This window comes from Cuniculiplasma divulgatum, assembly GCA_031200235.1.
In the GTDB taxonomy this organism is placed as follows: domain Archaea; phylum Thermoplasmatota; class Thermoplasmata; order Thermoplasmatales; family Thermoplasmataceae; genus UBA509.
The window spans coordinates 1,326,487-1,351,062 of record CP133595.1 but is presented as its reverse complement, the minus strand read 5'-3'; the positions used below and the strand labels follow the sequence as shown (position 1 = coordinate 1,351,062).

Annotated in this window: 38 protein-coding genes and 2 tRNA genes; 13 read left to right on the top strand and 27 right to left on the bottom strand. The window is 45.0% G+C overall.

What is annotated here, in order from left to right; all coding sequences use genetic code 11:
* Position 1: 1 nt before the first annotated feature.
* Genes RE469_07085 through rpl3p form a run of 19 tightly spaced genes read right to left on the bottom strand, consistent with a single transcriptional unit; the run spans position 2 to position 9,042 of the window.
* A complete protein-coding gene (locus RE469_07085; protein WMT43965.1) occupies positions 2 to 409 on the bottom strand; it encodes a 50S ribosomal protein L32e in 408 nt (135 codons plus the stop codon).
* Between the two features lie 6 nt (positions 410 to 415).
* Positions 416 to 946: a 50S ribosomal protein L6 gene (locus RE469_07080; protein WMT43964.1), complete on the bottom strand. Its 531-nt coding sequence runs from the start codon at positions 944 to 946 to the stop codon at positions 416 to 418.
* A 12-nt stretch (positions 947 to 958) separates the two neighbouring features.
* Positions 959 to 1,348: a 30S ribosomal protein S8 gene (locus RE469_07075; protein ID WMT43963.1), complete on the bottom strand. Its 390-nt coding sequence runs from the start codon at positions 1,346 to 1,348 to the stop codon at positions 959 to 961.
* A gap of 9 nt (positions 1,349 to 1,357) precedes the next feature.
* On the bottom strand, positions 1,358 to 1,519 hold the full coding sequence (locus tag RE469_07070; GenBank protein WMT43962.1) for a 30S ribosomal protein S14: 162 nt from the start codon (positions 1,517 to 1,519) through the stop codon (positions 1,358 to 1,360).
* 4 nt (positions 1,520 to 1,523) lie between these two features.
* Entirely contained in the window at positions 1,524 to 2,072 is a 549-nt protein-coding gene (locus RE469_07065) for a 50S ribosomal protein L5 (GenBank protein WMT43961.1), read from the bottom strand.
* Positions 2,072 to 2,839, bottom strand: coding sequence for a 30S ribosomal protein S4e (locus RE469_07060; GenBank protein ID WMT43960.1), 768 nt, complete (start codon positions 2,837 to 2,839; stop codon positions 2,072 to 2,074). Before RE469_07060 ends, RE469_07065 begins: the two co-directional genes overlap by 1 nt.
* Positions 2,769 to 3,281, bottom strand: coding sequence for a 50S ribosomal protein L24 (rplX, locus tag RE469_07055; GenBank protein ID WMT43959.1), 513 nt, complete (start codon positions 3,279 to 3,281; stop codon positions 2,769 to 2,771). Before rplX ends, RE469_07060 begins: the two co-directional genes overlap by 71 nt.
* An 8-nt stretch (positions 3,282 to 3,289) precedes the next feature.
* Positions 3,290 to 3,688 carry a 50S ribosomal protein L14 gene (locus RE469_07050; protein WMT43958.1) on the bottom strand — a complete coding sequence of 133 codons (399 nt, stop codon included), beginning with the start codon at positions 3,686 to 3,688 and terminating at the stop codon, positions 3,290 to 3,292.
* Entirely contained in the window at positions 3,685 to 4,020 is a 336-nt protein-coding gene (locus RE469_07045; protein ID WMT43957.1) for a 30S ribosomal protein S17, read from the bottom strand. The genes RE469_07050 and RE469_07045 overlap by 4 nt, the downstream gene beginning before the upstream one ends.
* Positions 4,004 to 4,306 carry a ribonuclease P protein subunit gene (locus tag RE469_07040; GenBank protein ID WMT43956.1) on the bottom strand — a complete coding sequence of 101 codons (303 nt, stop codon included), beginning with the start codon at positions 4,304 to 4,306 and terminating at the stop codon, positions 4,004 to 4,006. The genes RE469_07045 and RE469_07040 overlap by 17 nt, the downstream gene beginning before the upstream one ends.
* Positions 4,307 to 4,606 carry a translation initiation factor gene (locus RE469_07035; GenBank protein ID WMT43955.1) on the bottom strand — a complete coding sequence of 100 codons (300 nt, stop codon included), beginning with the start codon at positions 4,604 to 4,606 and terminating at the stop codon, positions 4,307 to 4,309.
* Entirely contained in the window at positions 4,603 to 4,776 is a 174-nt protein-coding gene (rpmC, locus tag RE469_07030) for a 50S ribosomal protein L29 (protein WMT43954.1), read from the bottom strand. The genes RE469_07035 and rpmC overlap by 4 nt, the downstream gene beginning before the upstream one ends.
* On the bottom strand, positions 4,769 to 5,431 hold the full coding sequence (locus RE469_07025) for a 30S ribosomal protein S3 (GenBank protein ID WMT43953.1): 663 nt from the start codon (positions 5,429 to 5,431) through the stop codon (positions 4,769 to 4,771). Before RE469_07025 ends, rpmC begins: the two co-directional genes overlap by 8 nt.
* On the bottom strand, positions 5,428 to 5,877 hold the full coding sequence (locus tag RE469_07020) for a 50S ribosomal protein L22 (protein ID WMT43952.1): 450 nt from the start codon (positions 5,875 to 5,877) through the stop codon (positions 5,428 to 5,430). The genes RE469_07025 and RE469_07020 overlap by 4 nt, the downstream gene beginning before the upstream one ends.
* A gap of 5 nt (positions 5,878 to 5,882) precedes the next feature.
* Positions 5,883 to 6,341 (bottom strand): 30S ribosomal protein S19, encoded by a 459-nt coding sequence (locus RE469_07015; protein WMT43951.1) that lies wholly within the window; start codon positions 6,339 to 6,341, stop codon positions 5,883 to 5,885.
* Entirely contained in the window at positions 6,341 to 7,033 is a 693-nt protein-coding gene (locus RE469_07010; GenBank protein ID WMT43950.1) for a 50S ribosomal protein L2, read from the bottom strand. Before RE469_07010 ends, RE469_07015 begins: the two co-directional genes overlap by 1 nt.
* Positions 7,034 to 7,041: 8 nt before the next feature.
* Positions 7,042 to 7,293 (bottom strand): 50S ribosomal protein L23, encoded by a 252-nt coding sequence (locus tag RE469_07005; protein WMT43949.1) that lies wholly within the window; start codon positions 7,291 to 7,293, stop codon positions 7,042 to 7,044.
* On the bottom strand, positions 7,293 to 8,060 hold the full coding sequence (gene rpl4p / locus RE469_07000) for a 50S ribosomal protein L4 (GenBank protein ID WMT43948.1): 768 nt from the start codon (positions 8,058 to 8,060) through the stop codon (positions 7,293 to 7,295). Before rpl4p ends, RE469_07005 begins: the two co-directional genes overlap by 1 nt.
* On the bottom strand, positions 8,053 to 9,042 hold the full coding sequence (gene rpl3p, locus RE469_06995; GenBank protein WMT43947.1) for a 50S ribosomal protein L3: 990 nt from the start codon (positions 9,040 to 9,042) through the stop codon (positions 8,053 to 8,055). Before rpl3p ends, rpl4p begins: the two co-directional genes overlap by 8 nt.
* Positions 9,043 to 9,238: 196 nt before the next feature.
* Between rpl3p and RE469_06990 the strand changes: the two genes are divergently transcribed.
* Positions 9,239 to 9,312 (top strand) — tRNA-Lys (locus RE469_06990).
* 223 nt (positions 9,313 to 9,535) lie between these two features.
* On the opposite strand, the gene RE469_06985 is transcribed toward RE469_06990, so the two are convergent.
* The 3 genes from RE469_06985 to RE469_06975 form a co-directional block, all read right to left on the bottom strand.
* Positions 9,536 to 10,162: a methyltransferase domain-containing protein gene (locus tag RE469_06985; GenBank protein ID WMT43946.1), complete on the bottom strand. Its 627-nt coding sequence runs from the start codon at positions 10,160 to 10,162 to the stop codon at positions 9,536 to 9,538.
* Positions 10,163 to 10,377: 215 nt separating this feature from the next.
* Complete coding sequence (locus tag RE469_06980; protein WMT43945.1) at positions 10,378 to 11,250, bottom strand: IS3 family transposase; 873 nt, start codon at positions 11,248 to 11,250, stop codon at positions 10,378 to 10,380.
* Positions 11,247 to 11,549 carry a transposase gene (locus RE469_06975; GenBank protein WMT43944.1) on the bottom strand — a complete coding sequence of 101 codons (303 nt, stop codon included), beginning with the start codon at positions 11,547 to 11,549 and terminating at the stop codon, positions 11,247 to 11,249. Before RE469_06975 ends, RE469_06980 begins: the two co-directional genes overlap by 4 nt.
* 430 nt (positions 11,550 to 11,979) lie before the next feature.
* Between RE469_06975 and RE469_06970 the strand changes: the two genes are divergently transcribed.
* The 5 genes from RE469_06970 to RE469_06950 all read left to right on the top strand — a co-directional run bounded on the left by RE469_06970 (position 11,980) and on the right by RE469_06950 (position 16,018).
* Positions 11,980 to 13,116: an IS256 family transposase gene (locus RE469_06970; GenBank protein ID WMT43943.1), complete on the top strand. Its 1,137-nt coding sequence runs from the start codon at positions 11,980 to 11,982 to the stop codon at positions 13,114 to 13,116.
* Between the two features lie 93 nt (positions 13,117 to 13,209).
* On the top strand, positions 13,210 to 13,461 hold the full coding sequence (locus tag RE469_06965) for a hypothetical protein (protein WMT43942.1): 252 nt from the start codon (positions 13,210 to 13,212) through the stop codon (positions 13,459 to 13,461).
* A gap of 80 nt (positions 13,462 to 13,541) precedes the next feature.
* Positions 13,542 to 13,874: a type II toxin-antitoxin system VapC family toxin gene (locus RE469_06960; GenBank protein WMT43941.1), complete on the top strand. Its 333-nt coding sequence runs from the start codon at positions 13,542 to 13,544 to the stop codon at positions 13,872 to 13,874.
* Between the two features lie 186 nt (positions 13,875 to 14,060).
* Positions 14,061 to 14,858 carry a spherulation-specific family 4 protein gene (locus RE469_06955; protein WMT43940.1) on the top strand — a complete coding sequence of 266 codons (798 nt, stop codon included), beginning with the start codon at positions 14,061 to 14,063 and terminating at the stop codon, positions 14,856 to 14,858.
* Positions 14,859 to 15,034: 176 nt separating this feature from the next.
* The gene (locus tag RE469_06950) at positions 15,035 to 16,018 is read left to right on the top strand and encodes a Gfo/Idh/MocA family oxidoreductase (GenBank protein WMT43939.1); all 984 of its coding nucleotides are present in this window, start codon (positions 15,035 to 15,037) and stop codon (positions 16,016 to 16,018) included.
* A gap of 29 nt (positions 16,019 to 16,047) precedes the next feature.
* On the opposite strand, the gene RE469_06945 is transcribed toward RE469_06950, so the two are convergent.
* A complete protein-coding gene (locus RE469_06945; protein WMT43938.1) occupies positions 16,048 to 16,527 on the bottom strand; it encodes a hypothetical protein in 480 nt (159 codons plus the stop codon).
* Between the two features lie 183 nt (positions 16,528 to 16,710).
* On the opposite strand from RE469_06945, the gene RE469_06940 reads away from it, so the two are divergent.
* From RE469_06940 to RE469_06925, 4 genes are all read left to right on the top strand, one after another.
* Positions 16,711 to 17,931, top strand: a complete 1,221-nt coding sequence (locus tag RE469_06940) for a YeeE/YedE thiosulfate transporter family protein (protein WMT43937.1) — start codon at positions 16,711 to 16,713, stop codon at positions 17,929 to 17,931.
* 1 nt (position 17,932) lies between these two features.
* Positions 17,933 to 18,169 carry a hypothetical protein gene (locus tag RE469_06935; protein ID WMT43936.1) on the top strand — a complete coding sequence of 79 codons (237 nt, stop codon included), beginning with the start codon at positions 17,933 to 17,935 and terminating at the stop codon, positions 18,167 to 18,169.
* A gap of 4 nt (positions 18,170 to 18,173) precedes the next feature.
* Entirely contained in the window at positions 18,174 to 18,521 is a 348-nt protein-coding gene (locus RE469_06930) for a DsrE family protein (protein WMT43935.1), read from the top strand.
* 110 nt (positions 18,522 to 18,631) lie between these two features.
* Entirely contained in the window at positions 18,632 to 19,525 is an 894-nt protein-coding gene (locus tag RE469_06925; protein WMT43934.1) for a DNA adenine methylase, read from the top strand.
* A 19-nt stretch (positions 19,526 to 19,544) separates the two neighbouring features.
* Here the strand turns inward: RE469_06925 and RE469_06920 are convergent, their stop codons facing one another.
* Together RE469_06920 and RE469_06915 are read right to left on the bottom strand one after the other, a co-directional pair.
* Positions 19,545 to 20,060 (bottom strand): hypothetical protein, encoded by a 516-nt coding sequence (locus RE469_06920; GenBank protein WMT43933.1) that lies wholly within the window; start codon positions 20,058 to 20,060, stop codon positions 19,545 to 19,547.
* A gap of 64 nt (positions 20,061 to 20,124) precedes the next feature.
* Positions 20,125 to 20,553 carry a hypothetical protein gene (locus RE469_06915; protein ID WMT43932.1) on the bottom strand — a complete coding sequence of 143 codons (429 nt, stop codon included), beginning with the start codon at positions 20,551 to 20,553 and terminating at the stop codon, positions 20,125 to 20,127.
* 235 nt (positions 20,554 to 20,788) lie between these two features.
* Here RE469_06915 and RE469_06910 point away from each other — a divergent pair, with 235 nt between their 5' ends.
* The 3 genes from RE469_06910 (at position 20,789) to RE469_06900 (ending at position 22,277) form a co-directional block, all read left to right on the top strand.
* Positions 20,789 to 21,457, top strand: a complete 669-nt coding sequence (locus tag RE469_06910; protein WMT43931.1) for a triose-phosphate isomerase — start codon at positions 20,789 to 20,791, stop codon at positions 21,455 to 21,457.
* A 12-nt stretch (positions 21,458 to 21,469) separates the two neighbouring features.
* Entirely contained in the window at positions 21,470 to 22,150 is a 681-nt protein-coding gene (locus tag RE469_06905) for a hypothetical protein (protein ID WMT43930.1), read from the top strand.
* Between the two features lie 52 nt (positions 22,151 to 22,202).
* Positions 22,203 to 22,277, top strand: a tRNA-Gly gene (locus tag RE469_06900).
* Between the two features lie 332 nt (positions 22,278 to 22,609).
* Here the strand turns inward: RE469_06900 and RE469_06895 are convergent.
* A complete protein-coding gene (locus RE469_06895) occupies positions 22,610 to 23,041 on the bottom strand; it encodes a hypothetical protein (GenBank protein ID WMT43929.1) in 432 nt (143 codons plus the stop codon).
* 4 nt (positions 23,042 to 23,045) lie between these two features.
* A complete protein-coding gene (locus RE469_06890; GenBank protein WMT43928.1) occupies positions 23,046 to 24,284 on the bottom strand; it encodes a hypothetical protein in 1,239 nt (412 codons plus the stop codon).
* Positions 24,285 to 24,576: the final 292 nt, after the last annotated feature.

The window sequence follows — 24,576 nt, the reverse complement described above, 5'->3', positions numbered from 1 at the left end:
GTTACTCCACCTCCGGGTTGAGTACTCTTATGTTCAGCTCTGCAGCCTTTTCCTCTATCATTTCTCTCTTCCTTGATCCGACTGATGCCCCGATCCTCGCTGCTTCACGCATGGGGTCAAGCTTCTCCAGATCTGATGGTGTGTAGACCATCTGTTCCCTGAAGCCTGATGGATGCAGGCCCCTTACGGAGGCTGCTGTCCTGAATCCTGCGTCAACAACCGGTGGCCTTCTGGCCTGGTGTTCTCTCTGCTTTGAATGCTTTCCTCTGGGTTTTCTCCAGGAATCGCCAAGCTTCTTGTATCTGAACCACTCCTGGCGCCTGAACTCAACTCTTCTCATGGCATCCCGGTTCTTCCTCTTCAGCATCTTTTTTTCAGTTTCTGTGAGTTTAGGTTTAATGTTACTCATACATCATCACTCCTTGAGAAGGTATATTCCGTCCTGGAATACCCTCAGATCGAATCCCTTTATCATGGTTGCCTTCTCAATGTTTGCAGCAGTGTGGCCCAGGTCCCTTTTGTCAATGCCGTTTATGAAAACCCTGTCACCTTTCACGCTTACTTTGGTGTTGCCCATTATAAGCGCCGTCCTTGGGGATCTCTCGCCCAGGAAATTCTCAATGAGTACGCTGTTTCCCTTAACTGAAACCCTCATTGGAAAATGGGTGTAGTCTATCTTCATCTCATACTCAAAGCCATTCAGCACTCCGGTTGCCATATTCTTTATCTCTGAGGCCCATGTTCCTGAGATACCTCTGTTCCTCCTGTTGTCCTTGCTGATGAGTATCCTTACCTTCTTCCCTTCGCTTTCTACTCGAACGTAATTGTCCCTGAACACGCGCCTGGTCTCGCCAAGCTTGCCCTTGACCGATATATCCCCGTCCTTGAGAGAAAGGGTAACGCCGGATGGAATCTCATATGTCCACGTTTCCTTCCATTCTATCATCTTTCAAACACCTCAATAAACATAAGCCAGGAGCTTTCCTCCAAGACCCTGTTCCCTTGCTTCTATGTGACTCATTACACCCTTTGTTGTGGTCAGTATGAGAATGCCAAAGTCCTGTGCAGGAAGATACCTTGCCTCATACTTGTCGAGATTGGCTTTCTTCACGGGCAGTCTCGGCTTTATCACACCACAGTTGTTTATGGTGTTGCTGAGAACTATCTTCAGCTTGCCGCCCCGATTCTCATCCACTACCTCGAAGCTCTTCAGGTAGTTGTAATCCTGCATAACCTTCAGCACCCTCCCGATAAGGTTTGCTGCCGGTTCTGCCTCTATCTCTCTCTTCCCAATTCTGGATGCGTTCTTTATGCTGTTAATTATATCATTAAGCGGATCGTGTCTCATTAATTCACCTCAACTGTACTTCCTGAAGCCCAGCGACGGGGCTGTTTCCCTGAAGCACTGCCTGCACAGTCTCAGACCGTACCTTCTGACCATGCCCCTCTTTCTGCCGCATCTTACGCAGCCTTCCTTGTGGCCGAATTTTCTCTTTGGTTCAAGTTTTACCTGTGACATTTGATCACCTTATAATATTGACCTTGAAGTTTTCCTCTAGGAACTTCATTGATTCTTCCTTAGAAATCTTCATTGTAGCTGGCAGGCCCTTGGATTCGATTCTCCTTCTTCGGACCCTGTAACCACCCTTTCTCTTGAGCACTACTGCGACATCCAGGCCGAATATCCCGATCTCAGGATCATATTTCATGCCCTCGAATTCTGTATAATCTGGAATTCCGAAGTATGCATTTCCCTGCTGATCAAACGAATAGCTCTGGATTTTGAAATCCCTGGCATAGAGTGCACGCTTGAGGAAATCTTCTGCATCCTTCTTCCTCAGGGTCACCTTTGTGCCTATCTGGAGACCTTTTCTTATGTTGAAATCTCTGACTGTCTTCTTTGCAGTGGTGAAAACAGGCTTGTGCTTCGTGAGCATCTCGACCACTCTTGCGGCCTTGTTGAGTCTTTCTCCTGCTGCGCCTGCACCGATGTTTACAACTACCTTGTCCAGTACGACCTGACGCATCTCATTTACAGTTTCAGCAGTAACTTCCTGCTTCTTTCTCGGCATTACTGCTCACCTCCAGGTAGATGGAAAGTGTACTTTGGACTTCCAACAACGAACGCGTAGTCCGATACGGTGGTAAAGCCCTCCTCGAAATGAATAAGGTTCTTTCCCGAGGATTCCTTTATCTCAATCTTCTTAATGGTGCCTATGGAACCCACGTGCTCTCCTCCGGTGAGGAAGGCCTTGTTCCCGGGTTGCATCTTGAGAACCTGGTCAATCTTCTTTTCGGGGAGTTTCATAAGAACCACGTCTCCTGTTGATATGCCCTTCTCTTCTGTTATCAGGTTCTCGCCGTCATTGAAGACCAGTTGAGTCTTCCCGCCGGTGACAGTAATCTTGTTTGTTACCTTCTTTGGTTTAAGGGTGCTGTTCTTCTCGTCTTCCGGGAGTACGATAAGCCTTCCCTTGTTGTCAAACAGTATCCTGTAGTACAGCTTCAGGGAATCTATGGATATCACATCCAGGAACCCAAGCGCGGTTCTCCTGTTTTTCACTACCTTCCCATCCACCTTCACCAGGCCGTTGTTCAGCATTCTGGTGATTTCTCTTTCCTTGTCACCGTGTTTAAGATAGTCCCTCATCACGATAAGCAGCGGCACTGAATCCTCCTTGCTGTGCCTTCCGCTTGTGGGGGTTGCAGCCCAGAAGTGTTCCTTCCTGGCTATCTTAACGGATCGTGATACCATGAGTCTCTTGGTTTTATTGATCATCTTTATCTTCCTCCTCATCCAGATCTTCTGGTGATTCATCATTGTCACTGGCAGGCTCATCTGCGCTTTCCTGCTCCTCAATTTGGGCTTCTGCAGGTGTGGTCTCCTCTGAACCCTCCTGTTCTGCTTCAACGGGCTCTGCTTTCTCCTCCTCAGGAGGCGCCAGCTCTTCAGGTGTTGGTTCCACTATGGAGATTTTCTTCAATTCAGCTATCTTCCTTATCCTGGAAAGTCTTTCCTGCCGGGAAAGGTCAAGCCTGGTTATTATGAGGTTGCTTGCATCCATGTAGAATTCCTTCTGTTTGCCATCTGCCTTTGCGATGGTTATTCCCTCAACTGAGATTCTGCCCGAGACATGGTCGATTCCTATGACCTTGCCACCTTCACCTTTCCTTGAGCCTGACTTGATCTTGACTATATCCCCCTTTGATACTGCAAAGGATCTGAGGCCATAGCGCTTCCTTAGTTCTGAGTTTAATGACACATTTATCTTGCTGAACATTTTTCACCTCAAACTATTGTGGAAGCGATGGCCGCTATCCTTGGCCATCTCTCTGCTGCTTCCCTGGCAACAGGTCCCTTTATCTCAGAACCCCGCACTTCTCCCTCCGGAGTAACAAGCACAGCTGCATTTTCGTCAAACTGTATCATGGTCCCATCAGGTCTTCTGTAGGGTCTTCTCTGCCGTATGACCACCGCATAGACAACTTTGCTTCTCATTTCTGGAGTTCCCTTCTTAACGCTTGCTATGAACATGTCGCCCACTCCTGCGGCCGGTATTCTGGATGCCACGCCATGGTAGGCTTTCACGTCAATGAGGCTGATTATTTTTGCCCCACTGTTATCAGAGCACGGCATCACGGCACCCAGTGGCAATCCTCTGTGCTGTCTTCCTGCTATACCCTTCATTGATTCACCTTTTCAACTACTACGAAGGAAATTGTCTTTCCCAGTTTCCTGCATTCTGCTATCTTCACCTGGTCTCCAGGCTGCAACTTAATGCAGTCCGGGACATGCGCATGGTATCTGGAGAATTTTGTCTCCTTCCTCTCGAACTTCTTTATGTATCTCTTGTATTCCTTAACCACTGTTGCACTCTTGATCATGGATGCAGATTCCACTATTCCAGTGATAACCTGCCCTCTGACCTTGAGTTCCCCATGGAAAGGACACTTCCTGTCATGACACTCTTCCTTTGGCGGAACAACATCAAGCCCAATATTGTTAGTAATGTTTATCACCTCTCCCGATTCGCAAATTCTTTGCTATTTTCCTGTAGTTTTTCAGACGCTCTTCAGGTCTCATCACAACAGCATCTCCAATGATGTTGAATGCCCTGGTGCCGTTTTCCATGCTGAATTCAGCTGTGGCCTTGGGTATCTGGATGATCCTCTTGACCTCGCTTATGGAGATCATTCTGGCGCTTTCTCTCACCACTGTGCCGGACTTGCCGACATTGTTAATGTTTGAATGCTTCACTACCTTCACCCTTAGACCGATGAAATCTGAAACATAATCGCTAATCATTTACACGACCTCAATCTTAAATCCCATATCTTCAAGATATTTTTTCACGGCGTTCCTGTGGTCTCCCTGCAGTTCAATGGTCTTTCCATCCTTCACTGTGCCACCAGAAGCAACCTTTTTCTTAAGTTCCTTGGCAATTTCCTGGATGTTTTCTGACTTAGGATCGATTCCGTCCACAATAGTGACGAACTTCCCGTATCTTCTTTTATCGACGGAAATTTTCAAAGTCTGGTTGTCTCTTGTAAACCCTTCCCATGGCTGCAGTTCCTTTGGCAATCCTGTGAAATTTTTGTCCTTCATTCGCTGGTAGCCTCCGATTCCAGGACGGTGTTTATCCTGGCTATCTGCCTCCTCAATGACCTGATTTTTCCAGGATTCGTAGGAGCACCGCCCATGGCAACTGATGCCCTCTCCTTAAGGAGAGATTCCTTGAGTGAATTGAGTCTCTCCTCAACTTCCTCTTTATTCATCTGTCTTAGCTGTTTCGCTCTTATTTCCATCTGCTTGTACCTCCACTTCCTTCTTGGGAACGGCCTTCATTTCTATGTGAATATCATCTGGAAGCCTGTAATCCTTCCTGAGCATCTTCACAGAAATTCCAATGATACCCAGCTTCATCTTTGCAGCTGAGAACCCGACGTCCATACCGGCCCTTGCAGGCTCACCAGAATACTTTATTGATCCGAAAGTGAACTTCTGAGATCTGGCTCTTTCACCGGATATCTTGCCACCTATCCTTATCATTACGCCCCTTGCCCCGCTATCCATTACTCTTCTCAGTGAGGTGTTCCCGGCTTTTCTGTACGACCATCCCTTTTCCAGGGACAGGGCTATCTTCTTGGAAACGACCTGAGGGTTGAGATCAGGGTTGTCGATTTCCTTCACTTCGATCTGGGGAGATTCCACCTTATACTTCTTTTCGAGTGTCTCTGTTATCTCCTGAACCTTGCTTCCCCGCCTTCCGATAACAAGGCCTGGCTTGTTGACGTATAGAGTGATGTTCGTGCCGAATGGCGTCCTCTTCATCTCCATTCCACCGAATCCCGCACTTTCCGTCTCTCTCCTGATGAATTCGGTCACCAGAAGCTTGTTTACAGTCGTCTGTATAAATTTTCTCTCCTTCATTCTGTGACCTCCTCTACCAGTATTTCTAGATTTATTAGATCCTTGAAGTTTGCACCGGCTCGTCCATAAGCCTTTGGTGTGAATTTCTTTATCATCCTGCCCTTGGATGCTGCTATGTGCTTTATGACTATTGAATCAGTGTCAAGGCTCTTGAATTCTGCATTTGATTCCACACTTGTGACTAGTTCAAGGAATGATTTTGCCGCCTTTACTGGATACCTGCCTGGACCCGATCCTTTCCGATGTGAAACGGAATCCAGGTACCTGAAATAGGGCACCGGCTCCTGTTTGGCAATTACTCTCTCAAGAGTCTTTTTTGCCCTGTCAAGAGGCATTCCCCTGAGGAAATGCGCGATATTCACGGCATCCTTGAGGGATATATCTGCTTCCCTGACTCTGGCAATTGCGGATCTTTCTGGAAATTCTGTTATTGCATATCCTTTCATTTACATCACTTCAGCGGCATGAATTTCGAAGACCTTGTAGCACCTACTCCTGGACCTGAGTGCTTGACTTCCTTTCTTGTCATTGCGAATTCTCCAAGGTAATGTCCCAGCATCTCCGGTCTTATCTCGAACTTTACGTATGAATTACCATTGTAGACCTCTACGACCTTTCCGAAGAAAGACGGGATGATTATTGCATCCCTGACATGTGTTTTGTATTGTGTTACATCGGGTGATGAGAGATTCTCATAGAGGACGGCCTGATCATGGTTCTTTTCCCTCTTGAGTGTCCTTCTTGCCCTTGCGGGTAGAACCTCCATTAACTTCTCCATTGGGAGTGCCTTCAGCTCCTCAAGCGAAAGCCCCCTGTATGAGAATTCCTTTGCACGTCCCATCACAATTTTCTGGGACTTTCTCGCCCTTCTCTTGATGGATTTTACTGATGCCTGTCTGTTCTGCGCCATTACTGTTTCCTCCTCTTAGGTGAAAGCCTTCCAACTTTCCTTCCAGGCGGTGTGCCTCTTCCCACTGTGCTTGGCCTACCAACGTGCTGATGGTTTCCTCCTCCGTGCGGATGGTTAACAGCGTTCATTGCAACGCCTCTTACAGAGTAGGGCCTCTTTGCCTTGCTCTGCAGGTAGTGGACATTTTTTCCTGCCTTAAGAACAGGTATATCCTTGCTTCCAGATCCCGCAACAAAACCTATTGTGGCCCTGCAGCTAGGATGGAACTGCTTAATCTTACCGGAAGGCAGCTTTACCGCGACTTTCTCTCCGTGAGTTACGACCAGGGCACTTGAGCCTGCGGTTCTGCAGAACTTGCCGCCATCTCCGGGCATGCTTTCAATGTTGTGGATGTAGCTTCCGTCGGGAATTGAACCGAGCATCATGCTGTTCCCAATCTCGGCCTTTGTGTCCAGTGCCGAGACGATTTCCTGTCCCCTGTATGCACCATTGAAGGCAATCTGATTCATCTTCCTGCCGTCCTCTGCCTTGAGCACGAGAACCGGTGAAGTACGACCGGGTGCATGTATCACGTCTTCTACTTTGTATTTGCCTTCAGGCATGAGCTTAATTTCGCCAACATGCCTGTGGCTTGGACTTCTGTAAACAAGTCCTCCCTTTCCTCTTCTTTGCGGTATAATTAATTTTCCCATATTTCACCTCAGAATATTCCTATCCTCCCTGCGATCTCATCTGCAGAGAATTCCTTTGAAAGGGTCACAATGGCCTTTTTGCCATTTTTCGTAATGATCATATTTACGTCTGTGACCTTTACTGAAAATTTTTCCTCGACCTCTTTCTTGACATCTGCTTTCCTGCTCTTCCTGTGGACTATGAATGCAATTTTATTTTCCTTTTCAAGCTGCAGCATGGTTTTTTCTGTCGCTATTGGTCTGATTATGATGTCTTCCATTACTCCATCTCCTCCAGAGTCTTTATTGCTGATTCAGTGAAGAGTGTCAATCTTCCACCATCTCCACCTGGTGCCAGCTTCCTTATGCTGAGCCCGTGAGTTGATACAACCTCTACGCCAGGAAGTGTGGAGAACGCCCTGAGTTTTTCCTTTGATGAACCAACTATGAGTATGCTCTTTGGTTCCCTGTATGTTCTTCCCCTCATCTTGCCACGGCCTGCCCTTATCTTGATGCCCCCCTTGGCCCTGATTACATCATCGTATAGCCCAAGGTTTTTGAGAGTTTCAGCCGCATCCTTGGTCTTCTTGATGTTTTCAATTTCATTCTTGACTACAACCGGAAGAGTCACTTCTTCCGAAACGACATGCCCACGTTTCCTGACGTATTCCCTTGATGCAGTCATTGCTATTGCGCTCATTCTCGCCAGCTTTCTCTCCTTGGAGTTTATGCCCTTGAAAAGAACCTTTGCAGTTCTGGGTGAGTGTGCGCTCTTTCCGCCTACGAAACTGGCAAGAAGAACTGCACGTGAGGAACCAGATGTTCTTGGTATCCTTGCAGTTCCATGACCGGGTCCTGCGTTCTGCCCAACTCTCCTCATTCCTGCAAGAGGGTATGAGCCATACGGCTGTCTGAGTGAGAGTGTTATGGCCCTGAAGGCCTTCCTGATCAGGTCCTGCCTCAACTGTGTATCGAATACTGCAGGAAGTGACATTTCTCCCTTTATTTCTCCATCTGTATCATATAAATTTACTTTCAGTTTAATCACCCTGCTTTGATTCCTTGGAGACGTAGCTAATGGTCAGGTTCTCCACTGACGGAGTTTTCTGCCTTGCTGGGTCTCTGAATTTGATAAGTCTCTTTGCAGCTCCTGGAACTGATCCGTGGATCAGAACATATTCTGTTCTCACGAGACCGTAATTGGTGAAGCCGCCTTTGACGTTAATGTCCTGATCTCCCTCGTTTTTTGAATACCTGAGAATTCTGATGTTGTGTGCCGTTCTCTGATGAGTACCAATCTGTCCGGCCTGCGGTACAGTATTCCTCACCCAGTCAGGATGCCATGGACCAAGAGTACCTATCATTCTCCTGTGCTTCCTGTTCTTTGTTGGTAGCAGCTTGACGCCGAATCTCTTAACGTGCCCCTGAAAACCTTTACCTTTTGTGACCCCTATAACGTCTGCAAAATTTCCTGCCTTGGAAAAATCTGAGAAATGAAGCTCTTTGCCGAGATGCTCTTCAGCATAAGCCATCCTTGCTTTGACGTCCCCGCCTACGATCCTCACTTCAAAGATATCCGGGACCTTGGACGGTACCCCGCTTACCAGCTTCGGATTTGTGTGAACTATGAACCTGACTTCGGAAACCTCGGTTACCATTGGATGGTCTTTCTTTTCGGTCTGTTTTGTAATTCTTCTGAAAATTTCCTTATCCTGGTTTTCTGCCCATTTTTCAGAAACTATTGACAGGCCAAGTTCTGTTTCATCATAATACCTTATGCCTGCGACAGTCAGAGGCGGAACTTCCACCACAGTAACCGGAGCAGCTATTGTTTGACCGGCTGTGGTGCTGAATTTTCTGTAATCAGTCATTTCCACGTGTGTCATGCCGACCTTGTATCCTGCAAATGCCTGAATCCTGACATTTCCATCGACCTCAGGCCAACTCCTGATATCGCCTTGCATTCTCTTCGAACGTACCCTAGGGTAGTATCCCATAGACCCCCGTCTGGGGTGATGCGGTGTTGCCATTTTTTTATCACCTACGACCGTTACACATAGGAGTTGGACAGAATTTTGCCAACTTCACTGGGATGCGATTATTGCATTGCCCATTGTGTATGGTTAAAGTATCGGGTAAACCTAAAAAGCTATTTAAATGTTTATTGAAGCAAATTTCTACTGGGCACGATAAGTTATAAATGCTGATAAAATATTCGGAATGGCTGGGTCCGTAGCTTAGCTAGGTAGAGCGATGGACTCTTAATCCATAGGTCGGGGGTTCGAACCCCCTCGGACCCGCTTGGTTCCAGTTTACTTTTATGAGTATTTTCTTGGTTGGAATTTTATAGGATTGCAGGAAAGTATCCATCTCTTGATTTTAAATGTGGGAGAGTTTGGGATTAGACCAGCTTGAAAGAAATTGTGTTAATAAATTTAAATAGAATTAAATAAAGTTGGAATAGGGATTTAATGGCGACTTCGAAGCAGTTCGTACAAGACTACAATTTCTTTCATCAATATCTCAAGTTGAGGGTATGGCAAGTACAAAGGCATAATCGAACGGCCTTGAGTAATCATCTGGTTCAACGTTGATTTCTATTATTTCGAAACCCGAATTCGCTAACAACTCCCGCAACTTGTCAGGTGAATAGTAATTTACAACCATCTTTCCCCCTTCCGTTGACTCTTCTATAATGCTTATGCTCTTGTCTTTTGTTCTTGTGGCAATATACAGGATTCCATTAACCTTCAAAACTCTCTTAAATTCTTGCAGTGCAAGTTTGACACCAGACTCATCCAAATGAAGCAAGGTTGCAATATTCCATACACCATCAAAGTAATTAGACACAAAATCCAGGTGGCGTATATCCATGACCTTGAATTCAGCCATTGGATTGTTCTTGGAAGCTAACTCAATCATTGAGCTTGAGCTGTCCACACCTGTAACTGTGAAACCATTCTTGACAAAATAAGGCACAAATCTGCCAGTGCCACAACCCGCATCCAGAATGTGGCCTCCTTGTTTCAATTTTGATGTGAACTTCACGTATCTTTGAATTGCTTTTCTCTTTGATTCTGGATTGTCAGCATCTTTGGTGAATACCCTATGATAATCTTCAGCTGCCTTTTTAGAGTTATAATGTTCCACTGGTTGATCAAGGTCAGGCAAATTAAAAATTTATTGTCAATGGAAACAATAAAATTGTCCAAAACCAGTAAAATACGGTTTAAATAACGCATTTGAATTTTATCATATGGCAAAAGAACAGCCTAAGAAAGAGACCGAGGAACAGATAGCCATAAGGAAGGAAATAAGGAAAGAGTGGTGATCTGGACCCACTTCCTTCAGACAGTTTTCTGAGTTCACTCGAGTAATTCAACATGTTTGTACCTCCCAGTTTCCTTTTCTAACCACTTCTTTTTGAAATCTTCATTCAATATTGCGGATTCAAACTCTTCCGGTGTCATATAATTCAATGATGAGTGCGGTCTCTTTGTATTGTAGTCGGATACAGCCCATTCAATATGCTTCCGGAAGTCCTCAAGGCTGACAAATTCCCTTGTATATATGTAGTCATCCTTGAATCTCCCGAAGTATGATTCAATGTGGCCATCCTCCTCAGGGGTATGTGCGTGTATTGTCTCATGCTTTATCCCCAGTGTTCTGAGATGCTTCTCGTAACCAGATGACGTTAACTGAGAGCCGTTATCCGATCGTATGATAAGACCGGTCACATTCATATCAGGGAACGTACCAAGTAATGCATTGTCAAGAGCCTCCATCATTTCAGCTGTTCGGGACATACGGGATACGAGATATCCCTTTATCTTCCTTGAGCAGAGATCAAGGTATGCGGTGAAATATATCCACCCCTCGCTGTCAATGTATATCTTTGTGAAATCCGTCTCCCACATGATGTTGGGTCTGGCAACAACGATTGCCCTGGGCACATGTTTCCTGTGAGCCTTCTTATGTGCTGCAATAAGGTTCATGTGGCGCATATGTCTTCGTACACGGTTCCTGCCGATCCTGAAACCGGAGCGGCGGATCATTGCTGCCACCCTCCTTGTGCCGTATGATGGCCTTTCCTCCACAATACCGGAAATGCGTCTTTCCAGATCAGCATCGTATTCTGGTTTCCTTTCCCTGTGCCTGTAATATATCATGGATCTGGAAATGCCTGTAAGGGAAGCTGATCTGGATTTGGAAAGGCCATTTGCAATGAGCTCAGTCATGGCTTCCCACCTCTCCTTGTGGCTTGAATTTTTTTTAGAGTTTCGTTTGCTATTGTCAGTTCCCCGATTATGCCCTTGAGTTCGTTTATCTCCTTGAGGAGGGATGCTTCAACGGTGGATCTGCCATGATCCATTGCAGCTGTGCCTCCTGCAATGAATTCATCCCTCCACCTGTACAGTGCGGATGAGGCAACATTGTACTTCCTGCAGATCTCTGATATTGTGGACGAATTGGACAGGACTTCCATGACGATCCTTGCCTTCTCCTCCTTTGTCCTGTATGTACCCTTTCCTACCATATGGTCACCTCTGGAATTAGGAGGAGATTAAAAACTCCCCCTCCCTTGACTCTCCCCCTATATAAGTGTTTCTCCATGCTCATGCTGTCTGAATCTGATTGGATCCAGTACAAGTGGAGTTCTATGGAGCCAAAACTTATTGAGATGACCCATAAGTTGGAAGACAACGACCTCATTGAGAAAAGGGACTACATTTGGCTAAAGGCAAGGATCTCTAATTTGAGCAAGCATTTCGATAAAAAGTAATTTTTTAGACTTTTAGCAGTTTGGTTAATGTGAAGGCATTCCTTCCTTGTTTATCTTAAAGAAATCCCTCAACACGATAGTATCCCGAATCTTGTGTAAATAAGAGATCAGGATCATAATCATGAGAGAAATTTCATGAAAAAGAAAAGGATGCCTCCAGGAACCAACCAGGAGGCAATAAACAATGGAAGAACTGGATAAAAAGATATCTGAAATAGTCAGAACCACAGTGAAGGGCTTCATGGAATCCCTCATGAAGGGAGAGATTCAGGCCTTCCTTGAGGAAAGGGAAGGCCAGAGGAATGGATACTACGAGAGTGACATGGGTACAAGATATGGGAAGATAGATGATCTCAGGGTTCCAAGGGACCGCAGCAATGAATTCCAGACAGCCTTATTCGAACCATATCAGCGCAACATTGGAATAGACGATCTTGTTGTCTCCATGTATTCAAAGGGAATATCAACAAGGAAGATGGCTGAAATACTGGAAGAATTATTCCACAATAAATACAGCAAATCCACCATATCAAGGATCACGGAAATAACAGTTCCGGAAATAAGCAAGTGGCGATCAAGGCCACTTGAGAAGAGGTACATTGCCATATTCATGGATGCAGTGTTCTTCTCCCTTAGAAGGGAAACTGTGCAGAAGGAATGTGTCATATTTGCAATGGGAATACGGGAATCAGGGAATTATGAAATCCTTGGATTCTACATGAATCCTGTTGAGAACCATATTGCATACCGCAATGTACTCATGGATCTCCATGAAAGAGGCGTTGAGGAACCACTACTGTTCATAGCAGACGGATTGCCTGGAATAGAGGAGGAGATCAGACAATTATATCCAAGGGCTGATTTCCAGTTATGCACCATACATGCATCAAGGAATCTTGAATCACATGTGAGGGTGCAGGATCGCAATGAGATTGATTCGGATCTCAAGGGAATATTCCTCTCCCGCACCAGAGAAGAAGCACTGAATCAGTTCAATGAGTTCAAGAATAAATGGTCCTCGAAATACCCAAAGCCTGTGTACAACATGGAGAAGAACCTGGGTACATTGCTCAAGTACCATGATTATCCTGAATCCATAAGGAGATCCATACACTCCACAAATCTGATTGAGCGAATGAACAAGGAAATACGGCGCAGGATAAAGATAATAGATTCTCTGCCATCAGAGGAGAGCGCCATGAAGATCATCTATCTCAGGTCGGCTGAGATAAATGAGGCATGGTCACAGAGATCTCTGAGGGGATTCTATAAATGCAAGGACGAGATCAGGGAAATGTTCCAGAAGAGGTATCCCTTATAAGTACACAACTTTCGGGACGCTATGTAGCCATAGGAAAGAGATAAATCGAAATAGTTAAGAAAGAATTTATAGAATATTTACGTATGAAAGCATATGGTATCAAGCGTTATAGCGTTAAGAATAGATGATAACACATCTGATCTCATTGACAAATTAATAAAGTATAAACTTGCTACCAGCAAGGCAGATGCCCTGAGATGGACCATGCAGAATGGGATGCAAAGCGCAAAGAAAACAGTAGAACGGAAGGAGAAAAGCCAAGCCATAATTAGAGTATGGAAGGAAAGAGGCCTTCCGAAGCTGCCTAATGACCTATCGGAAAGTTCTATAAAGGACCGGGATTAGACTTAATTATATCGATACAAATGTCATAATTTAATTTCTCAACAGTAGAGATGTCAATCATGCAAGAGCAGTAAAAATATTTGACAATAAAGGTCAATGATTACATTTACCCGGTGACTGTTTCGGAGTTGAAATCCGTTCTTTCCAGATCAACGAATCTGAGCGAGGATGAGATTGAAGCCTTAATAGACTATTTACCTGAAATTAACGTTGCAGTACCTGAGGTAAACATGGACAAAATCATCAACAACGCCATCGAAATCGCTGTCAGGATAAGAATGAAAACTCTGGACATATTACATATTTCAGCCAGCATGATGCTGGAGGCAGACACATTTGTAACCTTTGATTCCGAATTTACAGCAGAGGAAAAGGAAATAGCAAATTTCGGGCTAAGAATTAATCCTGGATAATAAAGAGCTAACACCTATTGATGCGTTCCATTAAATAGACCGTAGTACATCGATATGGTTCCAAACTGTTCAAATTCCCTTGAAGACCTCCACCATCATGAATGCTATTTAATCCTTTTTTCAATTTCATGCCGTGCGGTTCACCAATAACTGATTTATTTCCTCCACGTATCAAAACTTAACCATATGGCAAAGAGTATCAGCCTGAAAACTGCAATTTTGGCCCTTATAGTCTCACTCGCAGTTGTTTCTGCCTCCATTTTGATTGAAGATCACCTGAAAGATGAAGCCAGTAGTTTTATTGAAAACTCAAATTCTGGCATTATTGTTCCTCTTTACTTTGACCCGAATGCTTCGTGGAATTACCTGTTTCAGCTCCATTCAGAATTTTCTGAGGTACCAATGATAGTAATTATTAACCCTGACAATGGACCAGGGCTGAATTATTCTCAGTCCTATTCAAACTACACTGCCACTATGGAGAAATCCGGCATTACTGTGCTAGGATACGTCTATACCTCCTACGGCACACGATCACTGAAAACAGTTAGACTTCAGGCTTATGACTATCTTCACTGGTATGGGATCAGGGGAATTTTTATGGATGAAGTCTCAGACAATTCTACAGGAGCCCAATATTATAGAAATGCTACTTTGGAAATCAGATCAGCAGGACTTGACTATATCGTTGGTAACCCGGGCACTTACGCTCCAAAGACTATTACTGATTCCTTCAATTTGACAGTTCTCTATGAGAATCCTGGAGCTCCTCCTGCAGATAACCTTTCGACAATCACAAATGCAACTGGTAGAGCTGAATCATCCATAATAGCAATTAATGTTTCCAGTTTGTCTGCCGCATGGTTCCAAGCAGCATCAGAGTACTTTTCATTCATCTATGTGACCAACCTTGGACTGCCAAACCCATACTGTGCCCTACCATCATACCTACCTGAGGAGATGCAGTTCCTTTCATCCACCTGATTCCAGCAGTCTAAGTCGAAAAATGAATTTAATAACATCCTTAAGGTAGTGCTCTTTGCCAGAAAACTCCAAACCGATTAGCATGTGCAGTTGATTTGCATAAAATTGCCAGGACTGTGATTTAATTCATAATTCTATAATTCAACAGGTAAATATTGCAGTATATCTTCATGACTATGATAACAATGGAATTTGGATTAATCGGCCTTGGAAATCACGCAATAAACAGGATAATGCCCGCAATTAAGTCCTCTGGAAACTCCATAACGGCAATATACAGCAGGACCCTGAAGAAAGCTGAGAGGGAGGGTGCAGCATATGGGGCACGCGCATTCTCCGATCTGGATGAGTTCTTTTCCAGAGGGGGCTTCGATGCTGTTTACATAGCATCTCCGAATTTTCTGCACTACGAACAGGCAAGATTATCCATGGAAAATGGCAAGGATGTTCTGCTTGAGAAGCAGATGACGCTCAGCAACGGAGACGCCTCAGATCTGGTGGGAATATCTGCCAAGACCGGACACCATCTTGCAGTAGGTTTCCACATGAGATTCCATCCTGCCATTGTGGAAATCAGGAACATGATCTCCAGCGGGAAACTTGGAAAAATCACGATGGTTCACGGAACATGGGGTGGCCTATCACAGGGAACATCAGATAATCCGGATCGCAGATGGTGGACAGAAGATGAGAAGGTTGGTGGTGGTTCCGTTATGGGAACTGGCGTACACGTTCTTGACACCATTAATTTTTTGCTTGGTGCCAGGCCGGATAAAATCTCGGCATTTAGGCAGCCAGCAAAAGCCGTAATCGACACCACTGAATCTATATCCATGGAATATGGCAGTATTATGGCTCACGCCGTCTCTTCCAGAGCCATGAAGCACCCCAGGAACGATCTGGTAGTTTACGGAACCGAAGCAACCGCTGTGGCCAGGGATGTCTTTTCAACAACAGTGAACTCGGATTTGGAAATAGATGGAAAAGTAACAAGGACATTCAGGGATGGAAATATGTACGAGGATGAGGTCCGTGCTTTTGTTGAACTGGTCAGGGGAGAAAAATCCAGGATAGCCACAGTGAAAGATGGTGAAGTTGTGGTAAAAACAGTTAATGCCGCTTACCTTTCCGACACAACGGGCAAGATAACAACCCTCTGAAAACCGGGTTGGGACCCGGGTAAACTTATTCAGGCTTTTGACACTTTTTCTGCCCTGTATGCAAGAGCAAGCCTGAGGAACGGAAGCCCCTGAAATCTTTCTACGCTGAATCCTCTTGAGAATCTCTCAACCCTGGACATTCTTACGAACCAGAACATCATGAAGCGCACGTACTGCATGGCTTCGAAGATCTTCGCAGTGTCTGGAGACCTGCTTTCAGAAAGAAGCTTACCCATATCCTGCTCCGTCTCGGGACCCATGCATAGATCAATGAGAAACTGGTGCGATGGTGCAGGTTTCCCGGAAACAACTGATCCGGCCAGTTCACTGACATATTTCATCATTTTTCTGTAGTTGCCTGAAAATTCCCTGTTGGAAAGGGCAAGTTCAGCAAGTCTTGCAGAGAGCAGATTGGAATTCATGAAATACATCTCAACATCAGAATCATAACTCTCCACAGTATTGGAAATGGCACACTCAAAGGTCGGAAACTTCAGATTATCTTCCATGAATGCTTAAAACATTCTGCCTATTAAACGCATCTTTTCTGAATTTCAATTCTTTTGACAGGACAAATATTGATACCGCGACTGGTGAATAAAAATCACATTTGAGTTAATTTGTAGTAAAAATGATAAATAGTCATAAATGGGAATACGTATATACATCCATGCAATTATATATTGATAGAAATGGCAATAACAGTCACTGCTCCCCTGTGGATTGGTATTTTCATTGGTGCCATCATTGGGGGATTTGCTGAATTGTGGGGAATATCAAATGCGGATGTTCTCCTGAAGCTGTCCAAATGGGAAGATCGGCTATTCATAAACTGTATTGCAATTGCAATCGGTGTTGGTGCTGTTCTCCTATATGGGCTTTCAGCTCTGGGTCTGGGTTTTCACTTTGGCATAAAACCAGACTACGTGATAGGTGTGGCGCTAGGTGGGATTATCTTCGGGGTTGGCATTGCTATATCCGGTTATGTCCCAGGTACAGAGTGGATGGCTCTCGGCGAAGGCAGGAGAGAGGCAGTCTACGCGGTGGCCGGTGGACTCCTTGGAGCGGCAGCATGGACTCTTCTGTACCAGACTTCAGTGGGCCAGTGGCTTGTGAACACATACAATTTCGGTCAGCTATATCTGGGCGGCAAGGTTGGAACTGACCTCAAGATCGGCTTTCTCATTTCAATAGGATGGCTGGCACTCATGATGGGTATAGCTTATTTTCTGCCCAGGTACAAAGGGGGAAAGAGCTGCGTATACATAGGCACACACAAAAATTATCAGATGCCCGGCCCTGAACTCGCAGAACACAGAGAAGCCACGGAGACACTCATAGAGGGAAGTGCCATGCCAATTGGGTCTGAAGATAAACTGGCAAAGAACGCAAACCAGCACTGGGCACCTAATAACAACCTAAGATGGCTTCTAACCTTCGTTGGTGCCATCATTGGTGCGGTTGTGGTTCTTGAAATGTTCCTGCACCAGATATTTGGCGAATCTACAACATACAGCTGGATGGTGGGATACCTCTGGCTCCCCACATACAACTACAGCAAGCTTGTCTTTTCCACAATAGGATGGGAGCCATTCAGTGATATCGGCACACTGATGGGGGCTTTCATTGCCTCAATATTCGTTTCAAGGAGGTTCCAGGCCTTCAACAAATGGGTACCGAAGACATGGAAGAAGAGGTTCGGTGACAGCGAAATTAAGAGGGCGCTGGGTGTCTTCGGTGGATCCTTTATGGTATTGTTCGGAGCGAGAATGGCTGATGGCTGTGCTTCCGGGCACATACTGAGCGGTGATCTGCAGATGGCTGTCAGCAGTATCGAATTCTTCGTATTCGTGGCAATCAGCCTTCTGGTTGCCGGCTGGTTCATATACTCGAGAAAAGCAGGGAGGAATTAAAATGGAAGATAAGAAAACGCAAAGAAAAAGTGAAAGAGGAATCAAGAGCTTTGCAGGGCTCATGTCCCTGCTGGTGGTGGTTGTTGCGGCACTCACTGTGAGAGGATACAACGGGTACGATCCAAATCCCAATTCGGTTGCCATAACCGGATTTGTCATGATCGTGGCATTGCTTCTTACAGCAGTATGGTACCGCACCAAGTATCCGGGGTATTCCAACGACGGGACGGAGGATTGAAACAATGGCAAAAATTCTTGTGCTCCTTCTGACGGGAAAGGAAAATATTCATGCGGAGATGGTTGCCTTTAACTTTGCAATAAACGCAGTGAAGAATGCCCAGAGCACCCTGGAGTTCCTCTTTCTCGGCAGGGGCGTTCAGGCATTGAATTCGAAACAGAAAAACTCTCCCCAGTTCCTTGAACAGATCCAGGGACTGAAGAAAACCGGCTGCACTGTTAAGGCATGCAAGGTGAGCCTGGAATCAGAGGGACTTGATGAATCCAGTATTTTTGGGAATATTGATCTCGTACTGGGCGGAGTGGAGGTCAACTCGAAAATTGATGAAGGATTCACTGTGATTTCCTTCTGAATTTATCAGTTCTTTTCGGACTATTCAGAAGTAACACACGAATATTGCTGCATTCCCGACAGCGTCAGGGCATTTCCATATTTTATAATAAGAGGTGAGCAATCACCAGAATGCCGTTGATGAGTATCATAAGGATCATGAAATATCCAGGGTCGAAAGTTGCCATTGTGCCTGACATCGTGTCGGAGTTCCGCAGATCTGGAATGCAGAGATTTGTGGATGTTTTTGGAGGGTCAGGACTGGTATCGCTGAACATCGGCGCCAGGGAGATTGTGTATAATGAAATTGATAAGGACCTGGTTTCACTGTACCGCATCATCAAGTCAAGGCCAGATGATCTTTACAACCTGCTACTGCTGTCCCTGCCTGACCAGTTTGCAAAGGAATTTCCGGATAATTTCAGGAACCTTGGGAAAGATCCGGCCAGCATGGCACACGGAAAGGGTGAGAATGCAGGGCTTAAGGGAGAAAGAATACGTAAACTCAGGTACGCACTGTCCCGGCGTGACGATGACGGACTTTCCATTGACAGGGAACTTGCCGGGGCTTACAGAACACTCTTCAGATCCATCACCAGCTTCGGAGGGCGTGGTGATACTTATGCCACAGGTAAGGAGAAAGGTGCTTTCAGTTTCTTCCTGAGGGTGGTATCTGATTTTGGGAACATAAACAGTAGCGTGCGAAACTGGAAGATTGAAAGAAGAGACTTCCGGGAGATATTCCGTATCTATGATTCCCCGCTGACGTTCTTCTATCTGGATCCACCGTATCCTGGAAAGGACTGGTATGGCTACAATTTTTCGCCGCAGGATTTCAGGGAACTGGCAGGCATCCTGGAAAGCATTCACGGAAAATATTTCCTGAGCCTTAACAACTCGGACGACTACATAACATCCATGTTTGGCGAGCCAAGAAGGACCAAATCCTTCATCAACCAGAATGCGGGCAAGCATCCTGAAGGAAATCTATACAGGAATTTTGCCTTTTTTTCCAATATAGCCTGAGAAATGGATGGAATAGGAATCAATTCTTCCTGTCATCCCTGCCCATAAAGGATCCAACAGCCAGCACTATGAATGAAGCAATGATGATCGAGATACCCACCACTATGACTGTGCTCAGAATGTTTGCCAGGCCAGGATCGGTCTGTACACTGTAAAGTGGATTGACCTGCTGGGGAGAATCAGCAGGGAAATACACCACATAGTAAGTGCCGGATGGGAGGTTGGTGTAGATTGATTCAGTATTGTTTGTCAGGTTCAGTGTCCTGGCAGGCGCGAGTCCCACTACATAGGCATTGGTATAATTTATGACGCCCATACCTGAACTGTTCACCACAAATGCACCTGAACCAAGAACTGAAAGTACATAGGTGGAATTTATGCTCAGAGGAGGTGAAACGTATCTCCCGGAACCGCTGGGAACAAAACTGTCACTCCCGTGAGTCAGGGAGGATGATTCCTGCGTCCCAAGAGCAACCATGAGGCTGCCTGCAACAAGCAGCACTGCAAAGATAGCAATAAGGGCTTTTTTGACCATGTTAATATCGTTCCTTCTGGAATATCATTCTGCCGTTCCTTCACATTTCACACGCAATGGGATTTCACTTGCTGGCACTCCTGAGTACGGAAAGTTGGAAATCGTATATTCTACGGAGCTCCGTCCCGGGCATTACGGCAACTGAATCGCTGTGGAAGTCTGCCTCCACCTCCTTCTTTGGATGCAGCCCCATCACCGTGAATCCAACTGTCTCCGCATTCTTGATGGTTTCATCGTCAGGTATTTCCTCGAATACGCCTAATTTACCGTCCGGCATCTTTGCCTCCACAAAGCCAAAAGATACCACATACTTGCCGTTTCCAGAGGAATATTCCACACTATCCCTGTCAGTAGCTGAAAGGTCGTTCAGCAGAATTTTAACTATATTTCCTGAGAGCAGTTTTGCCTCGCTGACTTCACGGACGTCCACCAGTTCATCCAGATTCTTCTTGGCCTTTTGCTCCGCTTCCTCAAGATCATGCTTCATGTCCATATTATTCCCCATATGTGATGTGCATAAAGATTTAACCTATTGGCTCCGGATTTGAACACTTCTGCCTTCAACCTGATTATGTCGGGATATCTGGACCCCCCATGAATCTCTCACAGAATGTTGCTGCTGAAATTGCAGGATTATGCTCACCAGGAAGTCCATTGAATGACAATATTGTTCCCGCATTATAGACAGAATGAGAAATATCTATATTGCATCGGTTCCTCCTCCATGAGTGCAGAATCCTGAAAATACCGTGATAATCAATCTTAAACACTACAGGCAGTCATCATCAGCCCATGCTGAGAGGTTCATTGAAGGATTCGTGGGGATGGAGACGGTTCCCGGAGTAAAGATTATCTTTGCCCTGAATCCCATTGATTTGAGGCTTGCCTCATCTTTTCCTGAGTTCGAATTCTACAGCCAGCATGTTGACCCCGTGGAGTATGGTGCGCATACCGGCCAGTTTTCACCCCAGTCTCTGCTGGACCTTGGCGTTACAGGCACAATACTGAACCATTCGGAAAGGCGGATAACGGAGGACATTCTGAGGAAAACTGTTGACATTTCCAGAAGATGCGGCCTCAGGACTGTTGTCTGCTGCGAAAATGCTGCCGAGGCATACAGATTTGCCCCAATGAAGCCCGATTGGATAGCGTATGAACCTCCAGAGCTCATCGGAGGAAACGTGTCAGTAACCACTTCAAGGCCTGAGATCATTTCAGATGTAGTGGATACCTGCAGCAGATCAGGCGTGGCAGTAATTGTCGGCGCTGGCGTAAAAACTCCCAGTGATTACAGAACGAGCCTCAAACTGGGCGCAAACGGCGTTCTCATAGCTTCCGGCATAATTCTTGCCAGGGAACCTGCCAAGACGTTAAGTTCATTAATTGAGAATCAATGAGGTGACGTATTCATGCCAAAGCCTAAGGAAACCACTCCGTTATTCGAAGAACCTGAGTTTGATGAAGTGGAATATGTAAGATCAGAAAGAAATAGAGCTGTAATTGTGATGTTCATATTCCTCATAGGGGCACTTGCCGGGCTTCTGGCAGGGTATTTGCAGCTTCAGGGTTACACCTATCTGTCAGTGTTGCTCTTTTTCGTTATAGTCATATTTTTGGGGAAAATTCTTACATCCATAGGGTTCAAACTCCCGCAAAGAACATCGCACAAGGCAATAAATTATCTGATATTCTTCGCAGTATTTCTGCTCTTCTGGATAATATTCCTGAATCCGCCTGTTCACACTGTTTCAGCCCCCCAGGTAGTGAACGTTCAGGCCCTGTATGATGGACACTATGTCACCATGACATCCACGTCGAATATATACGAGATAAATACAAGCATGACCAGTGTCCCCTATATGGTGCACATGAGCTACAGGTACAACTTCACTGTTACTTCCCTTACTTATGCCACGAGCGGTGCAGCTCCTTCTGCCGTCAAGGATTTCCACCAGGTTGGAGATAATGTCTATTTCAATCAGACCATTTCACCCACTAACGGACAGTACGATTTCTATATACACTGGCAAAGTTCCCAAGTTTCTGTGAACACTCCGGTGGAGTTTGCACTCAGGCCAACAGTTACCTGATTATGGAAAACCGTGGAAAAAAAATTAAACCTGTGTATATTGCCGTAGGGAAGCAGGTGTAGTGTAGTCTGGTCTAGCACGAGAGCCTTCCAAGCTTTCGACCCGGGTCCAAATCCCGGCACCTGCATATCGATTAAGATACAAGACGTATAATCTAATAGAGCCATTTTGGGCAACGGTTTTTATGGCCCGCATGGAAATTCTGGAATCACTTGACATAAAATCATGACATTTGCGCACATTTCTAGAGGGCTAAGGGTAGAATTCTACTTTTGATTATATCATTTCAGATGAAGAGAGTATGTGCATTTACATGCCAGAGCACGTGAGTTTGGCTGCATCTGTCAAACTTCTAAAGGCTTCATAAGAAAACTAACTGAATTCAGGCGAATCAATGACGCCGCGAATGGGACATCAAAAAACCCAGTTAAAAGAAACCTCTACAGTTTATTGATAGGATCACTTTTTGAAGTCAAATGAAGCCCGTGAATTTCTATCCTGCCATCTTTCCAGTTTCTTCTTCTTATTGAAAATATTCATTGAAGCAAAATCCCTAAAATCAGATTTCTCAAGACCATATTTGCTCTGAAAAATTGGAAATGTCAGTCTTTGAATCGACCAAAGGGAAAGAGGCCACCAAATAAAACAACTAAGTAGCATCACTATAAGGGATATACCTAGGGGGGACCATCCTATGATATTAGCCAGAGATGGTTTAGTTAAGTATACTGCAGTTAGTGATCCACCCAAGCAACTTAACATAACCACGGTTGGGATAACAATGGCCTTTCGTATATATTTCCAGCTATTGTCCTCGGCTAGCGCGAAGATCAGGAAATACAGATATATGAAAACTGTCAGCAGTATTATCCCGTAAGTCACAATGATCATTGAATCAGCCCTCAAAATATAGAGCTACGTCTGCCCATTGAGGTGGATCAGGCAGGTAATGTTCGGTGTTAGTTCCGTATACATCCTTGACCTGGTTGAAGAGAGTTATGAAGTTCTGCGCTGCGTCTCCCCCTGTGATGGGTTCTACTTGTTTGAAGACCGGAAAAAGGCTCTTTTCTGGATAATTCAGACCCCAAACAGAAAACTCTGGTACCAGTCCCCATTCCCAGTTGTTTAGCGTGAATGCCACATAGAAGCTGTGTGTTGAGTCCCACTCGTTACTGAACAGTGTATTCACATTTTTTGCAAGCTCTAAAAGGCTTACTACTCCTGTCACATCAGATACTACATTGGAAACGATACCAGTTAAAAGCGCCGCAAAAGTATATCCTTCTATTCCAATTATGCCACCAAGTGCGCCCCAAACAACTCCAGAAATTAGGTCAGTAATAAGAGCGTCTAGGGTTAGTGCGTTTACAATGAAGTTCTTGTAAGCATTTGCATTGTAAAAATTAGTAAAATTCATGTAAATGTTGTAGCTGGTTCCTGATATGAGACCTCCCCATCCCCAGTAGACTGTAAAGTCGTTCAGCCAGAAATATGGGTCTATGGGAGTATATTCACCATTATTAAATATCAAAGCATATATGAGAGTCTGATTATTTTCAGAATACCTGTATGTCAGTTTGTAAATGGTTTGGCTGTTACATACAATCGTTTGATTGGATATTAGTACGCCAAGACGACTTTTCTCTACATGCAAAACATCGATTTGATTGTCCTGCGAAATCTGTTTCAACTTGTAGTCCGCAACGGCTTGTAAATCTGCCTTTGCTTCGGGGCTGCCTTTTTCCCAAAGCGAGAGAATGACGCTGGCATTCTGCTGACCGATGCCCCTGCTTGAAGGGGGAATCAGTTCATAGTTATGAGTATACCAGGATATAAAGTTCAGATCTGCTTTGTATTTTAGCTGGTCAAGGATGCTGTGATGTGTGCCATAATGGACAAGATTGTAGATCATGAATTTCTGTAAATCGTGAATTTCCTGTTCATTCAAAAATGCTATCCTGCCGTTTATTGCAACATTCTGCTTAGCGGAGTTGAATGGCATGATTCCAGATAGATTATCCACCGCTCTGCCATTGCTACGTGGTGTTGCATTATGTGCAGCCCCGGAAAAGGCAAGCAATATCATCAGTAAAGCCATGAATGTAACACCTAAAAACTTTAACCGTTTCTTCATAAGAATCAAAAAAAGTTTGGTATATATATATATATTGTAACAGTAATAACTAAAACCTTCAATGGGCATTCGAGAGCAAATATGATGGGGTCCAGTACTCTCCATGCTCCTTCCCCTCTTAAGATAAAACGATTGATGCTGCTCGTGTTGGCATGATTAACAAAGGTAGAGTTCAAGTGTGTAGACATTCTCCCTTAGGTGCCAGGGTAGTCTTATCTTTCCAAAACACCCTTAAATTTTCGGCCATTTCATCTATTAGCTCTGGCATCGAGTGTATCGGCTTATCCATATG

What these genes read in the sequence shown, in the direction of transcription:
- RE469_07085 (WMT43965.1), bottom strand. Translation starts at nt 409, where the DNA reads ATGAGTAACATTAAACCTAAACTCACAGAAACTGAAAAAAAGATGCTG.
- RE469_07080 (WMT43964.1), bottom strand. Translation starts at nt 946, where the DNA reads ATGATAGAATGGAAGGAAACGTGGACATATGAGATTCCATCCGGCGTT.
- RE469_07075 (WMT43963.1), bottom strand. Translation starts at nt 1,348, where the DNA reads ATGAGACACGATCCGCTTAATGATATAATTAACAGCATAAAGAACGCA.
- RE469_07070 (WMT43962.1), bottom strand. Translation starts at nt 1,519, where the DNA reads ATGTCACAGGTAAAACTTGAACCAAAGAGAAAATTCGGCCACAAGGAA.
- RE469_07065 (WMT43961.1), bottom strand. Translation starts at nt 2,072, where the DNA reads ATGCCGAGAAAGAAGCAGGAAGTTACTGCTGAAACTGTAAATGAGATG.
- RE469_07060 (WMT43960.1), bottom strand. Translation starts at nt 2,839, where the DNA reads ATGAGCCTGCCAGTGACAATGATGAATCACCAGAAGATCTGGATGAGG.
- rplX (WMT43959.1), bottom strand. Translation starts at nt 3,281, where the DNA reads ATGTTCAGCAAGATAAATGTGTCATTAAACTCAGAACTAAGGAAGCGC.
- RE469_07050 (WMT43958.1), bottom strand. Translation starts at nt 3,688, where the DNA reads ATGAAGGGTATAGCAGGAAGACAGCACAGAGGATTGCCACTGGGTGCC.
- RE469_07040 (WMT43956.1), bottom strand. Translation starts at nt 4,306, where the DNA reads ATGATTAGCGATTATGTTTCAGATTTCATCGGTCTAAGGGTGAAGGTA.
- RE469_07035 (WMT43955.1), bottom strand. Translation starts at nt 4,606, where the DNA reads ATGAAGGACAAAAATTTCACAGGATTGCCAAAGGAACTGCAGCCATGG.
- rpmC (WMT43954.1), bottom strand. Translation starts at nt 4,776, where the DNA reads ATGAATAAAGAGGAAGTTGAGGAGAGACTCAATTCACTCAAGGAATCT.
- RE469_07025 (WMT43953.1), bottom strand. Translation starts at nt 5,431, where the DNA reads ATGAAGGAGAGAAAATTTATACAGACGACTGTAAACAAGCTTCTGGTG.
- RE469_07020 (WMT43952.1), bottom strand. Translation starts at nt 5,877, where the DNA reads ATGAAAGGATATGCAATAACAGAATTTCCAGAAAGATCCGCAATTGCC.
- RE469_07015 (WMT43951.1), bottom strand. Translation starts at nt 6,341, where the DNA reads ATGGCGCAGAACAGACAGGCATCAGTAAAATCCATCAAGAGAAGGGCG.
- RE469_07010 (WMT43950.1), bottom strand. Translation starts at nt 7,033, where the DNA reads ATGGGAAAATTAATTATACCGCAAAGAAGAGGAAAGGGAGGACTTGTT.
- RE469_07005 (WMT43949.1), bottom strand. Translation starts at nt 7,293, where the DNA reads ATGGAAGACATCATAATCAGACCAATAGCGACAGAAAAAACCATGCTG.
- rpl3p (WMT43947.1), bottom strand. Translation starts at nt 9,042, where the DNA reads ATGGCAACACCGCATCACCCCAGACGGGGGTCTATGGGATACTACCCT.
- RE469_06980 (WMT43945.1), bottom strand. Translation starts at nt 11,250, where the DNA reads ATGACTGAGCTCATTGCAAATGGCCTTTCCAAATCCAGATCAGCTTCC.
- RE469_06975 (WMT43944.1), bottom strand. Translation starts at nt 11,549, where the DNA reads ATGGTAGGAAAGGGTACATACAGGACAAAGGAGGAGAAGGCAAGGATC.
- RE469_06970 (WMT43943.1), top strand. Translation starts at nt 11,980, where the DNA reads ATGGAAGAACTGGATAAAAAGATATCTGAAATAGTCAGAACCACAGTG.
- RE469_06965 (WMT43942.1), top strand. Translation starts at nt 13,210, where the DNA reads ATGGTATCAAGCGTTATAGCGTTAAGAATAGATGATAACACATCTGAT.
- RE469_06955 (WMT43940.1), top strand. Translation starts at nt 14,061, where the DNA reads ATGGCAAAGAGTATCAGCCTGAAAACTGCAATTTTGGCCCTTATAGTC.
- RE469_06950 (WMT43939.1), top strand. Translation starts at nt 15,035, where the DNA reads ATGATAACAATGGAATTTGGATTAATCGGCCTTGGAAATCACGCAATA.
- RE469_06945 (WMT43938.1), bottom strand. Translation starts at nt 16,527, where the DNA reads ATGGAAGATAATCTGAAGTTTCCGACCTTTGAGTGTGCCATTTCCAAT.
- RE469_06940 (WMT43937.1), top strand. Translation starts at nt 16,711, where the DNA reads ATGGCAATAACAGTCACTGCTCCCCTGTGGATTGGTATTTTCATTGGT.
- RE469_06935 (WMT43936.1), top strand. Translation starts at nt 17,933, where the DNA reads ATGGAAGATAAGAAAACGCAAAGAAAAAGTGAAAGAGGAATCAAGAGC.
- RE469_06930 (WMT43935.1), top strand. Translation starts at nt 18,174, where the DNA reads ATGGCAAAAATTCTTGTGCTCCTTCTGACGGGAAAGGAAAATATTCAT.
- RE469_06925 (WMT43934.1), top strand. Translation starts at nt 18,632, where the DNA reads ATGCCGTTGATGAGTATCATAAGGATCATGAAATATCCAGGGTCGAAA.
- RE469_06920 (WMT43933.1), bottom strand. Translation starts at nt 20,060, where the DNA reads ATGGTCAAAAAAGCCCTTATTGCTATCTTTGCAGTGCTGCTTGTTGCA.
- RE469_06915 (WMT43932.1), bottom strand. Translation starts at nt 20,553, where the DNA reads ATGGACATGAAGCATGATCTTGAGGAAGCGGAGCAAAAGGCCAAGAAG.
- RE469_06905 (WMT43930.1), top strand. Translation starts at nt 21,470, where the DNA reads ATGCCAAAGCCTAAGGAAACCACTCCGTTATTCGAAGAACCTGAGTTT.
- RE469_06895 (WMT43929.1), bottom strand. Translation starts at nt 23,041, where the DNA reads ATGATCATTGTGACTTACGGGATAATACTGCTGACAGTTTTCATATAT.
- RE469_06890 (WMT43928.1), bottom strand. Translation starts at nt 24,284, where the DNA reads ATGAAGAAACGGTTAAAGTTTTTAGGTGTTACATTCATGGCTTTACTG.